Annotated in this window: 15 protein-coding genes; all 15 read left to right on the top strand. The window is 32.2% G+C overall.

Annotation, left to right across the window (positions count from 1 at the left end):
• The first annotated feature begins 92 nt into the window (after positions 1–92).
• The 15 genes from QBK95_RS19395 to QBK95_RS19325 all read left to right on the top strand — a co-directional run bounded on the left by QBK95_RS19395 (position 93) and on the right by QBK95_RS19325 (position 15,525).
• Positions 93–923 carry a LytR/AlgR family response regulator transcription factor gene (locus QBK95_RS19395; protein ID WP_280936209.1) on the top strand — a complete coding sequence of 277 codons (831 nt, stop codon included), beginning with the start codon at positions 93–95 and terminating at the stop codon, positions 921–923.
• 198 nt (positions 924–1,121) lie between these two features.
• Complete coding sequence (locus tag QBK95_RS19390; protein ID WP_280936208.1) at positions 1,122–1,775, top strand: hypothetical protein; 654 nt, start codon at positions 1,122–1,124, stop codon at positions 1,773–1,775.
• Between the two features lie 334 nt (positions 1,776–2,109).
• Entirely contained in the window at positions 2,110–4,272 is a 2,163-nt protein-coding gene (locus QBK95_RS19385) for a LodA/GoxA family CTQ-dependent oxidase (RefSeq protein ID WP_280936207.1), read from the top strand.
• 14 nt (positions 4,273–4,286) lie between these two features.
• Entirely contained in the window at positions 4,287–5,411 is a 1,125-nt protein-coding gene (locus QBK95_RS19380; protein WP_280936206.1) for an NAD(P)/FAD-dependent oxidoreductase, read from the top strand.
• A gap of 212 nt (positions 5,412–5,623) precedes the next feature.
• Positions 5,624–6,517: a TolB family protein gene (locus QBK95_RS19375; protein ID WP_280936205.1), complete on the top strand. Its 894-nt coding sequence runs from the start codon at positions 5,624–5,626 to the stop codon at positions 6,515–6,517.
• Between the two features lie 82 nt (positions 6,518–6,599).
• Positions 6,600–7,139 carry a GNAT family N-acetyltransferase gene (locus QBK95_RS19370; RefSeq protein WP_280936204.1) on the top strand — a complete coding sequence of 180 codons (540 nt, stop codon included), beginning with the start codon at positions 6,600–6,602 and terminating at the stop codon, positions 7,137–7,139.
• Positions 7,140–7,307: 168 nt separating this feature from the next.
• Positions 7,308–7,661: a helix-turn-helix domain-containing protein gene (locus QBK95_RS19365; protein WP_280936203.1), complete on the top strand. Its 354-nt coding sequence runs from the start codon at positions 7,308–7,310 to the stop codon at positions 7,659–7,661.
• Entirely contained in the window at positions 7,655–8,956 is a 1,302-nt protein-coding gene (locus QBK95_RS19360; protein WP_280936202.1) for a type II toxin-antitoxin system HipA family toxin, read from the top strand. The genes QBK95_RS19365 and QBK95_RS19360 overlap by 7 nt, the downstream gene beginning before the upstream one ends.
• A 98-nt stretch (positions 8,957–9,054) precedes the next feature.
• The gene (locus QBK95_RS19355; protein ID WP_280936201.1) at positions 9,055–10,038 is read left to right on the top strand and encodes a hypothetical protein; all 984 of its coding nucleotides are present in this window, start codon (positions 9,055–9,057) and stop codon (positions 10,036–10,038) included.
• A gap of 56 nt (positions 10,039–10,094) precedes the next feature.
• Complete coding sequence (locus QBK95_RS19350; protein ID WP_280936200.1) at positions 10,095–10,592, top strand: DUF7000 family protein; 498 nt, start codon at positions 10,095–10,097, stop codon at positions 10,590–10,592.
• 25 nt (positions 10,593–10,617) lie between these two features.
• Positions 10,618–11,160, top strand: coding sequence for a hypothetical protein (locus QBK95_RS19345; protein WP_280936199.1), 543 nt, complete (start codon positions 10,618–10,620; stop codon positions 11,158–11,160).
• 99 nt (positions 11,161–11,259) lie between these two features.
• Positions 11,260–11,625, top strand: coding sequence for a DUF2200 domain-containing protein (locus tag QBK95_RS19340; RefSeq protein ID WP_280936198.1), 366 nt, complete (start codon positions 11,260–11,262; stop codon positions 11,623–11,625).
• Between the two features lie 147 nt (positions 11,626–11,772).
• Positions 11,773–12,549 (top strand): agmatinase, encoded by a 777-nt coding sequence (speB, locus tag QBK95_RS19335; RefSeq protein ID WP_280936197.1) that lies wholly within the window; start codon positions 11,773–11,775, stop codon positions 12,547–12,549.
• 502 nt (positions 12,550–13,051) lie between these two features.
• Positions 13,052–15,028: a tetratricopeptide repeat-containing sensor histidine kinase gene (locus QBK95_RS19330; protein WP_280936196.1), complete on the top strand. Its 1,977-nt coding sequence runs from the start codon at positions 13,052–13,054 to the stop codon at positions 15,026–15,028.
• A gap of 167 nt (positions 15,029–15,195) precedes the next feature.
• Complete coding sequence (locus QBK95_RS19325) at positions 15,196–15,525, top strand: hypothetical protein (RefSeq protein ID WP_280936195.1); 330 nt, start codon at positions 15,196–15,198, stop codon at positions 15,523–15,525.
• Positions 15,526–15,573: the final 48 nt, after the last annotated feature.

The following is a 15,573-nucleotide window of genomic DNA, read 5'->3' as shown; positions in this document are numbered from 1 at the left end:
TAGTCCAAACGCAACTAACCATACATAAAGGGTTGCAAACATTCGTCAAGCATTAAAAAGAGTGATTCAAAAAAATTATAGACTATATAATAATGGCTGTACCATTTTATTTTAAACAAGCAAATCGATTTCTCCCGCATATCGTATTTGTTGGTCTTGGTATAGGAACTGCCAATTATATCATAAACGAAGATCTAAACTGGATTCAATGGATTATTCAGTCTGTATCCACTAGCTTTTTCATTGGATATACTTTAATTATTATTGGATTGAACAAATCTTGGTTTAAGGATTATTTTAAAACAAAAGCCAAATTATACATATTTATATCGTTAGCTTTCTTTTTAGTTGGAGCATTAGCTTCAGAAATAGAACATATGATACGATCGCTAATCTTTCATAGTCAACAATACCAGCCTTGGTCTTCTGGTAAGATGTATTTATTTAATGGTATTATCTCTTTAGTTCTAGGTTATAGTTTTTTTAAATATGATTTTCAAAAAAGTAAAAACTTCAAGTCCGTTGAAAATCAAAAGACTTTACAAAGTCAAAAAAACAGAACCGATACATTTTTAGATTCTAAAGATGCCATTACAAGTATTCCTGTAAGGCAAGGAGAAAATATCCTTTTAATTCCAATCGGAGATATAATTTATTTTGAAGCTTTTGACAACTATTCATTTGTATACAACTTATCAGGAGAAAAAAAACTCTGCGATTATTCCCTTCTTTTTCTTGAAAAACGATTAAATAAAAATTTTTCAAGAGTGCATAGGAAATATATTGTAAACAAAAGCCACATAAAGCAAATCAAGCCTCATTTTAATGGTCGCTATCTCATTGAGTTTTATAATGGATTAGATCCAATTTCTAGTAGTAAAGGGTACTCAGCAATCATTCGAAAACTTATCAAAATCGAGTAATAACATTTAATCGAAAAAAAAACAGCCTTCTTCTTTTTATTTAATTTATTAAAACTCATTCACTCTCTTTTTCCTATCACTCACCAATCATCTTGATCATTCACCATATTTCGCTTTCACAACTACTTGTATTTAAGTTATTTGCTCCTGAATTAACTTCTCGATTTAGAGAATCTTATTAATTTCAGAAGCTTACATATGGAAATACTACATAATTCAAACATTCTACTTCATATCATAACTGGCTCAATTGCACTATTGCTTGGACTAATTGCCCTAACAAGCGTAAAAGGAGATAAGGTTCATAATACAAGTGGGAAGTACTTTTTAAAATTTATTTCAATAGTAATTTTAACAGGTTTAATAGGAGTCTTTCTTTTTGGAAGAAACACATTCTTACTAATCATAACTGTATTAAGTGGATATGTTTCTTTTTCTGGGTATAGAGTACTACTATTAAAGTCAAATACTCCTAAGGCAATTGATATTTTATTTGCTATAATTAGTCTTTTGACCTTAACTTACTTTTTATATTATTTCAAGTCGATCGGTATGATTTGGTCTCCAATAATAATTTACAGCACAGTAGGTGCTCTACTATTCATAATCACCTACGATTTTATGAGATATTTAATTCCAAGAAAAAAATACATAAAACATCGTATATGGATTTATGAACATATTTATAAAATGACCAGTGCTTTTTCTGCTCTTTTGGCTGCATTTATTGGCACCGTCTTTGAAGAATATCAACCACACAGTCAATATATTCCCTCAGCCCTTGGAATGCTAATTATATTTGGATTTATTATTTACGTATATAAATATGGATTAAGAAAACTACCTAAATAATACAACAGATTTAGTCTCGACCTCGGTAGAATTTGACAAAAGACATAAGAACATAATATCCAGAAAGAACAAACCAACAATCAGAAGTATTTTTTTAGCTTATTTACCTCAGCAAACCTTAGCATTACAACAACCTTTGTTTGATCGAATATTTTAGTTTAAAAAAAACTGTAATTCTCCCCATTAAAAAAAATCAAGTAAAAACACCTATAGCGTATCTGCAGTACTCTTTCTATATTGTATAACCCTGTTAAACTTTAAATTTTCTTGTTTTTAAAACAGGGATAATTCAGTTATTAACACATTGATAATACAGTTATAAAAATCAAAAGAAATGTCAGAAAACTCAGATCCAAATGTGATTGTAAAAGCTGCTATATATCCTCCTATTGGAGTGATGCGTGTAGGAAACAGTAAAAAAGAATACTTTATAGGACCTTTGGTCGACGAACCCGAAGTAAAAAGTGACATCTATGCCTATAGAGACAAAGCAGGAGCCTTAAAACGCCAGGCAGCGCAATTCAGAATTTACGGATTAAATGTTGATGGAGAAGCTGTCAAAGAATTAACAATGGATAATGCAGATATTACATGGCATTCACAATTGGCCAATCAAAAATCCTCTTGGTATCAGTTTCAAATTGCACTGGATATTCCTGAAGCGTTAGCACCTGATATTCCTCCTTCTCTATTAAGAAACATAGATGTGAAAGATCGTGATGCATTAATGATCACAGGAAAACCTCATAAAGTATCAAAACCTAATGTAAAAAAGGGAAATAAATTTGAAGGGAAATTCTTTTCAGAATCTGTATATCTGGGAGAGATGAGAACCGATGAAAAAGGTCGACTGATTATGTTGGGTGGCCATGGAGTTTCTGCCAATGTTAACGGAAACATCGCAGTTACTTTTGCGAATAATGAAGGATGGCACGATGATATGTCTGACGGACCCGTAACTGCCGAAGTTAATTATAAAGGGCAAACACTAGAAGTAGATCCTGCTTGGGTAATTTGTGCTCCACCAGATTATGCGCCTATGCAAAAGTCGGTAAGAACTATGTGGGATTTAATGAGAAACGTGGCGGTTGAAGCCAAAATGATGGACGCTCCCGAAAAACCATCTTTTACGAAGGATATTTTACCAATTTTTGAACGAATGACTAATTTACAATGGGTAAATGCTGGATTCGCAGCTGCTTTTGGATGGGGAGGACAATTCAATTATACCAGTCTGGAATGGGTAGAAAAATTAAACGACCCTTCTAAAGCAAACTTAGAAATGCGTCGTACCATTTCTAATAATTTCCGTCGATTTGAAGAATCAGGTGCCGAAGCACCACAGTTGTGGCCATGGATGTATGGAGATGCGGTAGCAATTCCGACACAAGGTTCAGTTCGACAACATTCAACACTTTCAAAACTACAGTTAACCTTCTTAGATCAATGGGTACAAGGAGATTTTGAATCTGATTTTGAAGGTTTTAATACTTGTGAACCAAAAACTATTGATGAATACCCAATCAAGGAGCAACCAAATATGCTTACAAAAGCTGCTATGGATTTCTGTTTAGCAGATGCTTTTCATCCAGGTTGCGAAATGACCTGGCCTATGAGAACTTCTGGAATGTACATGGCACCGTTTCGATTAAAACACGCTCCCAAAGAACCTAAAACAGATTATAACTATTACGGATCTACTATGGATACTGGTGTTTTAGGAATGTCGGCTGGTCCTTTATTAGGAGGACAAGTGGCAGGAGGAGTTACTCGATGGATGGCAGTGCCCTGGCAAACAGATACTGCAAGTTGCAGAGATGGGTATACCACAGCCTATGATCCTTATTTACCAACCTTTTGGCCAGCAAGAGTACCCAATAATATTTTAGGAGAAAAGCAGTATCACCAAGTACTTAATCCTGATTTACCAGAAGAAGAACGAAGATTGGCTTTTTCCGATCGCTATTTTTGGTTAGATGATCTCCCTTTGGATGGTGAGGCGCCTTCGCAAACAAATCAGATCAATGCCATGGTAAAGTACTTTGATAAACTAGCAGTAGTTCAACATCGAACAGGAGTTAAAGACGACAGTAATTTCCCTGCAGAAATGCAAATAGGCATCGTTCCCAATAAACAACAAGAAGCCGTTTTATTATCTGAAACCATGGAAGAGATCAATGCCATGTTGGATAGCAAGAAATTAAACAAGAAAGAAAAAGACATCCTTGATTCGACAGTAACACATTTATCTGAAAAAGGTTTATTGGATGAAAAGTTATTAATGAGTAATGCAAAAGATCAATTACTGGAATTAGTTGCTCATGAATTAACAGATGAATACAAGCTTATGCCTGCAGTTAAAAACTTATTAAGTTTGATTGCTTCTAAAGAGCACAAAGCTTCTGGAATGAAAACGTCTGATTATTTAAGAAAAGAGCGTAACGAAACAGGAATTCCTGAAAGATTGATTCGTTTCCAACGTTTCATTCCAAAATAATATCAAATTTGTCAATGTTACAAACAGATATAGTAATCATAGGTGGTGGTATTGCAGGTTGCATTGCCGCCATTTCTTTGGTTGATTCTTACCATGTAACCCTGATTGATAAACTCGCAGAACCTAAAGAAAGAATTGGTGAATCTCTTGCTCCTGCTGCTCAACGCATCTTAAAAGAACTTGATTTGCTGGAAGATATAGAACGTGAAGTCGGCGCTTTATATCAACAAAATTTAGGAATGCAATCCTATTGGGGAAGCGATCAGGTACATATTGTAGATCATTTAAGAAATCCTGATGGTTTTGTCAAAAATCTGGACAGAAAAGCTTTTGAAGGTTTCTTAAGAACAGCTGCAGAAAAACGAGGTGTACATTGTATTTGGGACACGAAACTATATAGTAGTTCATATAAATCTGAGTGGAAGATACAAGTAGTATCAAATGATAAAAATTCAAAACCTTTTCCTATTGCCGCATCTTTTGTGATAGATGCAACGGGAAGACAGTCTCATTTTGCAAAAAGTTTAGGAATCAAACGTCAAGTTGTAGACAAACTGATTGCCTGTTGGGTTTCTGTACCCAACACTCAAGAGAATGTAATGAGTACGATCGCTGCAGGCGAAAATGGTTGGTGGTATAGCGCAGTAATTCCAAACAACCAACGGGTTGTAGCTTTTCATACCGATGCAGATTTAATAGATAAAAACGAACTGAAGACTACCGAATCTTTTTTAAAACTGGCACAGGAAAACAAGGAGATTTACGATCTATTAAACGTGCATAATGGCTCCATTAAATTTCACGGAACTGTTGCTGCAAATTCTACCAAATTAGAGCAAGTTGCTGGACGGCAATGGGCAGCCTTGGGAGATGCCGCTGTAAGTTTTGACCCCTTATCTTCACAAGGAATGTTTAACGCTATGGCTAGTGCTATGCAATTAAGTAAATTAATTAAGCAACTAAAATTTACAGATGAAGTTGAAAAAATCTACACACAACAAACACACCAAATTTGGCAACATTACATACAACATAAATCGATTTTTTATAAAGCAGAAACCAGATGGAAAAACGCTGAATTTTGGAAAAGGAGACATCAGGATTTTAAGGTGTTTGTAACAAAAAACGCTGTTCTGTGATGTGATTAAATAACCTACTGAGTCCTATTCATAGGGATCAAAGCATCTCTTTTAATTATTAGTATTTTTTAGTTATTTTAGAAAGATCAACTGGTTGTATCTGTAGTATAGATTTTTATGCACTTTTACATCATTAATGATATCGAAAATAAAAGGTGTATTACTATTATGTTGTAGTTGTGCGACATTCTTACCCTTAAAAGAAATGAATTATGATACAAACTATTTTGAAAAAAGTAATTTTTACCTGCATACTTATTCTAGCTAACTCTAAAATGGTCGCTCAAGAAAATAGCTGTCATTATTTTGATTTAACAAAACCAGATTCTATACCACAAGATTTTAATCCTGCACTTTTAGATTTAAATGGAAGTTTTAAATTTAATGTGGAAATTAAAAAATGTGATGAGATTTATTTCACCACTATTAATTCTAAAGAAAATATCTACTTCTCAAAAAAGCAAAATGATAAATGGAGTTCACCAAAAATTGCTTCATTCTCTGACCCAAACTACAGTGACGCAGACCCTTTTTTAACCAAAACAGGAAATAAATTATACTTTATTTCGGATAGGCCAACCAAACCAAATGATAAAAATTTAGATTGGAATATCTGGTATACAAATAATGAAAATGGTGTATGGGAGAATCCCAAACCACTTCCTAAACCTATTAATTCTGATGAATTTGATGAGTATTTTTTCTCAATTTCGGATAAAGGAAATGCTTTTTTCTCTTCAAATAGAACGGGTGGCGAGGGTTCTTTTGATATCTATACTATAAAAGTATTGGATAACGATGAATTTTCGAAACCAAGGAATGTTGGACAACCATTAAATACAGAAAAATATGAATTTGACCCTTACATTTCACCAGATGAAAGTTTTATAATTTTTTCAATTAACGAAAATGGTAACAGTAGTCTTTATTATAGTTACAAGGATCCAAAAAGCAATTGGACAAAACCTCAAAGTTTAGGAGATCAAATTAACACTACTCGTCAGGATTTTGCACCATCACTTTCTGTAGATGGAAAATTTATTTTTTATTCAAATAATGGAAAGTTAAAATGGGTTAGTTCTGAAATAGTAAATGTGCCTAATTAAAACGTTGCACTGCAAAGTGTATAGCAAATAAAGCGTCTTACTATTATAATTTTAGTTGTAGCTCATTAAAAAAAAAACATAGATGATAATTCTGAACGATAAAGTTAGTTTAAGAAAAGTTGAGGAAGAAGACCATAGGGAATTATTAAGACTAATGAGGAATATTTATCCTCCAGTTTATAGTCATTTGTGGTTGGATAGAGGTACAGAGTACATTAATAGATTATACTCAAAGAATAATTTAATTAAGGAGTTAAAAGACCCAGACTCATTCTACTATCTAATAAACTATGAAAAAGAAAGCATAGGAATATTACGAATTATTATCAATGAACAAATACCAGATATATTAGATAACTCAATGGTGAAACTTCAACGCATATATTTATCAGATAAAACACAGGGTAAAGGAATTGGAACTAAAATTTTAAATTGGGTGGAAGAGGAGTTTTGCAAGTCTGAAAAGAAGACAATTTGGTTGGAGGTAATGGATACACAACACCAAACAATCAAGTTTTATGAAAAAGCGGGGTTCTCAAAAAAAACAAAATTTCAATTTGACTCGGATTTAATGTATAAAAAATACAGAGGAATGTATAGAATGATTAAAGCATGCAAATAAAAACGAGCTACAACTATGTTTTACTCAATTATTATGAATGATTTTTCAGTCATTACTGCTTTTTTTAGTCACTTTGCATTATTTATCATTCATTAATATTGTATTTTAAAACATTTAATACGTATTTTTGTATTAGATAGCATTCAAAAACAACATAATAATTTTATTATGAATGATAAATCATACATAGAATGGAGAGCGATGTCAGATAAATCTTTGATGGAAACCATTGGGAAATTTATTCAATTACATCGTTTAAATCAAAATAAATCTCAAAACCAAGTAGCAACCACAGCAGGAATTAGTCGTTCTACGTTAAGCTTGTTAGAAAGAGGGGAAAAAGTAAGAATTGATAGTCTTATTCAAGTATTAAGAGTTCTTGATTTACTATATGTTATGGATGTATTCAAGGTGCAAGACCAAATAAGTCCAATCGAATATGCAAAACTTAAGAAAAATAAAAGAAAGCATGCCTCTCCAAAGAAAATTGACAACAGTAAAAAAGAAGATTTGGGATGGTAGATGTAGCAGAAGTAAAAATATGGGGCGAATTAGCTGGGGCTATTCGATGGGATGAATCACAACAATTAGGTTATTTCCAATATGATTCAAAATTTATAGAAAAAGGCTGGGATTTATCGCCAATTAAAATGCCAATTGCTCAAGGCTCTAGAATTTATAGTTTTCCAGAAATTAGAAAGGGTCGCAATGAAACTGAAGATACTTTCAAAGGGTTACCAGGACTGTTATCCGACTCTCTACCTGACAAGTACGGAAACAAGCTTATTAACACATGGATATCACAACAAGGAAGACCAGAAAACAGCATGAATCCTGTCGAAAAACTGTGTTTTATTGGTACAAGAGGAATGGGAGCAATAGAATTTGAACCAGCACAAATAAAAACTGGAATAAAAACTTTCTCACTAGAACTTAATAGCTTGGTTGAAGTTGCAAGAAAAATTTTAAATGAACGCGAAGAATTTTTAGCCAACCTTAATAAAAATGAGGAGAAAGCAATGATGGAAATATTAAAAATAGGAACATCTGCTGGTGGAGCTCGTCCAAAAGCCGTAATTGGATATAATCCTAAAACTAAAGAAATAAGGTCCGGACAAGGTAATGTTCCTAAAGGTTTCGAGCATTGGCTACTAAAACTTGATGGTGTAAGCGGAGAACAGTTTGGTGAAAGTTCTGGTTGGGGTCGAGTAGAATATGCATATTACCTTATGGCTATCGAAAGTGGAATTGAAATAAGTGAATGTCAATTATTAGAAGAAAATGGAAGAGCTCATTTTATGACCAAACGTTTTGATAGACAGGAAAACATAAAACATCATATACAATCATTGTGTGGTTTACAACATTACGATTTCAATGACATGTATGGTTACAGTTACGAACAAGTGTTTCAAACAATGAGACTACTACAATTGACCTATCCTGAAGCAGAACAAATGTTTCGAAGAATGGTATTTAATGTATTAGCTACAAACTATGATGACCATACAAAGAATTTTTCATTCATATTAAAAAAGGATGAAAAATGGAGATTAGCACCAGCATATGACTTATGTTTTTCTTTCGACCCTAACAATCATTGGGTAAACAAACAAACATTAAGTGTCAACGGAAAAAGACTGGATATCAATAAAGATGATTTAATGACAATAGCTAAGGACAATAACATAAAAAAAGGAGCGAAAATCATTGATGAAATTAACTCTATAATAAAATCATGGAATAATTATGCCGAACGAGCAGAATTGAGAAATGATTTGAAAGAAAGAATTCATAACAGTTTAAATACATTCTAAAATTTAAAAAGTACAATTGCACAACAAAACCTATACGTAATAGTACCTTCAGAACACTACTTCTCATAGCCAAACCGTTGTCTATAATTTGATAAAATATGAACAAGATTTTCAACCTATTTCTTTTACTGGTTTTAATAACGAGTTGTCATAGCAAAATTGTCTCGCAAAACATTATTGAAAGTTACAAGCCAAAGAGAAATGATAGTATTAGAACTGGAACTGGAGAAAAGGACTTTCTTCCGTTAATTCAAAAGGGTTACACGCTAATACTTCCAAAAAGTAACACTATTAAAGGAGTGCTAATTTTTCTTGAGGATTCAGAATATGACAAAAGAAATAAGAGTGCAAAGCAGATGTATAATCAAGCTTCTGAAAAAAGCTTTGCCGTATTGTCCGTTTCAACCGAAATCCCACTTGACTTTTACTTTTCTGAAGCATCTATACATAGTACACATCGTCAAATTCGAGAAGCTTTTGCAAAACATAACCTACCAAATAAAAACATTTTCTTTCTGGGAGCAAGTTTAGTAGGACATAGAGCGATGAAATATATTGAGTTTATAAAGAAAGGTGACTTTGAATTTCAGCTTAATCTAAAAGGAATTGTCATTTGTAATTTCACAATGGATTGGACAAGAAAATGGTATCAACATAGACGTGATATAAGAATCGATCGAATTAATCTTTGGGAACCAAAATTTATAAATTACATGTTGGAAACCAATTTGAGCGGTACACCTGAAACAGCCTCTGAAAATTATCACAACTTCTCAACATATAGCTACTTTGATGATAAGAATGAAAATATAGAATTTTACAAAGATTATTCGGTAAGAGCTTATATTGAACCTGCCATAAAATATAGATTAAAAAAATATTTCAGAACCCTGTATGAAAATAATGCAACAGACATAGTCGGATTTTTAGCTGAATTAAAACTTGCAGGAAATGAAAACTCAGAATTAATCGTTTTACAACCCCAAGATAATTCAATACAAAATAAAAGTTCACAAGCGACCTGGGATAAAATAGATAAAGATGAACTAATGCAATGGATTCAAAAAATAACGAAAAAATAAACTAAGGGCAACAATAGCTATAAGCAATAGAACTAAGGAATATTAAGATAACTGAAATGGAGGATCTAAATAAATATATTTCGATTTATAAAGAACAACTTAACAAAGGAGATATATTAATCGCCTATAACGAGTTAGTTAAATTTGTTATGAAATTAAGAACAGATTTCATGAAAAGTTTTTCTGACCAATACTCATTTGCTGGAATTCTTCACGGATATCTGGACTATACGTATTTTTACTATTCCAATGATTTTTTAAAAAGTAAAAAACTAAAATTTGGGCTAGTATTAAATCATTTGGAAATGAGATTCGAGATTTGGCTTTTGGGAAACACCATACCGAATCAAAAAAAATATTGGGAACTTTTAAAAATGACACAATGGAATAAAGACAGAACGGAAATGCCTCAATATTCTATTCTTGAAACTGTCTTGGTTAAAAATCCTGATTTTAATAATCTGAATGCACTGTCCGAAAAAATAGAACCCAAAATGACCAAGGTCTCGAATGAAATATTAGATTATCTAAAAACATTAAATTCGGAAGAATAAATAAATCAAAATAAAATCTCGAGCAATGAATAATTTTATAATAATATCTTGCCTGATGTTACTTTTATTTTGCTCTTGCAAAACATCAGATAAATCGAATGAAGGATGGCAAATGGTTTTTCGAAATGATGAGAATGGACAAGTAACTTTTGGAGATAAATCAAAGCTGATTGATGCAGTACGATTAGGCTACCCCGTTAGAATTGGCTGGGGAAGTAATCGTGTAGAACATGTAGCTACCGCCGATTTTTTAACCATTTTTCAAGGAGAAGAAGTTTTTGCACAAATCAATACTATTGTTGGTCAGGCACCACGGATTGATGGTGATTCACTCAAAATCAGATTCAGGACACAAAATCACTGGACCAAAATTTCTGGGACAAATGGATATTCAACTGGTTTTATGACAAATTATTTTCAGGATACGATCGCAGGTGGTGGAACAGATAGATATACTGCTACAACATGGTATGTACAATTTCCTAGTCATCAATTAGACATAGAGGCGCTCCCATTATGGCGAAAAGAATCTCCCAATTGGGAAAAGTGGAAAAAAAAAGAAAAATGAATAAATAATAGTTTAAGAAACTAAAACGATAGAGGAAATATTAGATAAGAAACACAAAATAACTTATTTTTAAAGGAGGAAATATCAACAACAAACGACATGAAAACAACACCAGAACACGATGCGCGAGTAGCTAAAATGACCTTTGCTTCTGTGTATCCTCATTATGTTACCAAAGTAGAAAAAAATGGAAGAACAAAAGAAGAGTTACATCAAGTAATAGAATGGTTAACTGGTTTCGATGATAAAAAACTGCAAGAGCTAATTGATGAGAAAGTGACTTTTGAAACATTCTTTGCAAACGCAAAATTGAATCCAAATGCTCATCTAATTAAAGGAGTAATTTGTGGATATAGGATTGAAGAAATTGAAACTCCATTAACAAAAAAAGGAAGATATCTGGACAAGTTGATAGAAGAATTGGCAAGAGGTAGAAAAATGGAGAAGATCCTTAGAAAAGCTTAACACTGCCTCTACCTACAAGGATTATTTTTCCCAAAAAAAACAGAGAATCAAAGCCAGTAAATAAAAAAGCATTCACAAGCAAAAATTCCATATTACAAAACAATCAGGCTTTATTTACTATGACAATTACTTTATACGTTTTATAACATGAACAAAATAATCATTCAGGGAATCCAGTTTGATGAAAAATCGTCTTTTCAACAAGGACCAAAACTTGCTCCTCCATTAATAAGAAAGGCATTACATTCTGGTTCTATCAATTTATTCGCCGAAAATGGAACGTCTATAGAAAACTCGAATATCACAGATAAAGGGGATTACGAAATTTCGGAATATTTTGATATTGAAAAGATAACTACAAACCACCTTGATACAAATCAAAAAATATTTACGCTTGGTGGTGATCATTCAATTACTTTTCCCATTATTAAAGCCCATTCTAAAAAATATCCAATCTTAGATATTCTTCAAATAGACGCTCATGCAGATTTATACGATAATTTTGAAGGAGATCCATACTCTCACGCCTGCCCATTTGCACGAATCATGGAAAATGGATTTGCGTCTAGATTAGTGCAAGTTGGGATCAGAACGTTAAATACCCACCAAACTGAACAAGCAGATAAATTTAATGTAGAAATACATCAAATGAAGGATTTAAATCTTTCTAAAATTCCAAAATTCGAAAACCCTCTATATATCTCTCTTGATATGGACGGGTTCGATCCTGCTTTTGCTCCAGGAGTTTCACATCATGAACCAGGAGGATTATCTTCGAGACAAGTTATCGAATTAATTCAAAATATAAATACAGAAGTAATAGGTGCAGATATCGTTGAATATAACCCGAATAGAGACTTTCAGAACATGACGGCATTTTTGGCTGCTAAAATGATGAAAGAGATATTAGCCAAAATGATGTAACACATACTATCTTTTATCTCAATATCATGATCCCTTCTGTAAATAAAAATGGTAATTCAATAGTTGGGCAAAAAGTACTATAAAGTATAATCTATGAGCATTTTTTAAATCTACACACTTTATTTTCGCATTCGATATCATATAATCCTTAGTAAACAAAATAAATCTTCATATTCATGAAAAACATTGCTTTCGATTTAGGAACCAATAAGAAGATTCAAAAACCAATAATTAATGTGCTATTTTGATATTTTATTCTTTAAAAAAAGATGCCGTTTAACATATCATAATCAATAAGTTATCATGTAATATTTTCTTTTTCATAATATTTTAATCATATATTTTATCGTCAAAAATCATTAAAAACAGGGTGATTATGTTAAAAATCAGGAAAAATCAAATGATATTGAAGGAATAAGACTACAAGTAAGTGTGTTTTTCGATAATTGTATGTATTTTGCGGACTCAAATTGCATTTAATCCGTTTCCCCAAATAAAACGAATGAGAAAAACTACTTTTATTATATGCTTGTATGTGCTATGGAGTTCCTGTTGTTTTTCGCAACAAAAATCGATAGACAGTATACTTCCTACGATCAAAACCCCAAAAGATTCTATCGGTTTTGATATTGCCATGAAACATTTCAGAAAACTCTGGATTCATGAAGATTATGAAACCGCATTATCCTATCAAGATAAATTATTGAACGCTTCTAAATCCATAAAATATCATAAAGGAATAGGCGACTTATATACGCAAATTGGAAATGTGTACAACCTTACTCATAAACACATAAAAGCATTTCATAATTATGATAAAGCAATCGTATATTATAATATCGCAAATCATCCTAGAGGTCTAGCGATCATTAACAATAACAAATCTACCATAGAACAAGGTCGTGGCAATGCAGAAAGTGCTATTAATTATATTTTAGAAGCCAATCTATATTTTGAAAGAGTCAAGGATAGTGTAGTATTATCCAGTACATATAATAATCTGGCCAATATATATTCTGATATAGAAAATATAGAACTTGCTCAAGAATTTTATAAAAAATCTATTGACTTAAAAAGAAAAAACAATTCTTCTAAACTGGGAGCATCTCTTAATAACTTGGCGCTTTTATATATCGAACTTAATAAACTTGATAATGCTAAAACATTACTAGAGGAATCTTTAGAAATCAGCAAAAAAAACAAGAACTCTACCAGTACGGCATTAGCATACAACAGGTTAGGCTCATTAGCGTATACCAATAAGGAATATAATAAGGCTACAAAGTATTATGACTCTTCTTATATCTCCGCAGAAAAAAGCCAGAATAAAAAACTATCAGCCAATGTTAAGCAACAATTAGGGCTTATTGCTATCAAAACCCAAAAATATGATCAGGCTGAGGAATTACTAGCCGAAGCACGTGTTGAATTAATGAAATTAAAAACTCCTCCGTTACTTCTTAGTAACTACCAGCACGCAGCAACTTTGGATTCTGCAAGAGGAAACTTTGAAGGAGCGTTTGCCTGGCAAAAGAAATATCAAGAATTAGCAGATCAGAATTCATCTGAAGAAACTACAGAAAAAATAACACAGACCGAAGCTCGTTTTAAATCCGAAATAGAACAGCTAAATCGAATTGATGAACAAGAAAAGAGAGAGATACAAACAAAAGAATCATTATTTAGGTACAGAATATTCACCTTTATAAGTTTAGCCATTTCTATAATCATATCCATTCTACTTATTGTTATTGCTAAATCCCGTAAAGAAAGAAAAAGATACATTAAAGAACTAAATGAATCTAATCAGGTCAAAAACAAGTTGTTTTCAATCATCTCTCATGATCTTAAAAATGAAATTCACGGACTGGACGGGACATTAAATTTATTAAAAGAAGATGCCATCTCTACAGAAGAGTTTCAGGAAATTGTTCCGCTATTGGCTAACAGAACCCATCAGACCTCGATCATGTTGAATAATCTCTTGAACTGGTCAAAATCACAAATGAAAGAATTGAATCCAAAACCTATCGAGTTTAATATCAATGACGTAATTAGTAGTAAGTTCACTTTTTTTGAACCTAAAGCAGAAATTAAAGATATTAAACTCAATAATAAGTTAGATCCTACTATGGTTTTTGCAGATAAGGATATGTTTTCTATTGTATCTCAAAACTTAATCGCTAATGCTATTAAATTTTGTAATCCAGGAGATTCTATAACACTGCTTTCTCATGAAAAAGAAAAACATTATGAGATTTGTTTTGAAGATACTGGAGTAGGTATTCCCAAAGAAAATTTACATAAACTCTTTGCAGAAGATCACTTTACCACAGAAGGAACAGGGCAAGAAACAGGAACTGGACTTGGTCTAAGAATTTGCAAAGAACTCATAGAGCTTAATAAAGGTAAAATTATGGTAAAAAGTATTTATGGACAAGGAAGTACTTTTTGCATTACATTGCCTAAAGCATCGTAAAATAATGATCCAATCTTATAGATAAGTAATCTCCAAAATTATAAGATATCATTGAGATATTCATGATCGCAAATGGTTAGGTTTTTTATCTTCAAAGAAAAAATAGTACTTTTACAAGATTACCAGAGTATTTCTATTTTTTGAAATACTTTAAAAATGCTCCAAACATGAACAAGAATATTATAACCCTATGTATCGGAATGTTACTTTTAACATCCGTATCGGCTGTAGCCCAAAAAAAGACATTAGCTAAAAGTCATCATCAGATTTCTGGTACCACTCAAGAAATCACAGATGAACTCACTAGTATGTTAGGCTTATCTAAACAACAGCAATCAGCTATTTATCAGGTGTTTGAAAAAAGAAAAAACAATGCCAAGTCTGAAAATTCTAAAGCAATTAGTAAAAAAGGGACTTTAGATGATCAAATGAAAAAAATACTAAGACCTGAGCAATATAAGATCTATTATAAAGAGACTAGACAAGGTAGAACTTAAGATAGCATACTTTGCAAACAAAAACGCCGATCAAATTTGATCGGCGTT

It is taken from the genome of Aquimarina mycalae, assembly GCF_029906345.1.
Lineage (GTDB): Bacteria > Bacteroidota > Bacteroidia > Flavobacteriales > Flavobacteriaceae > Aquimarina.
Note: the sequence above shows the minus strand (reverse complement) of the source record. Positions and strands in the feature narration are given on the sequence as shown.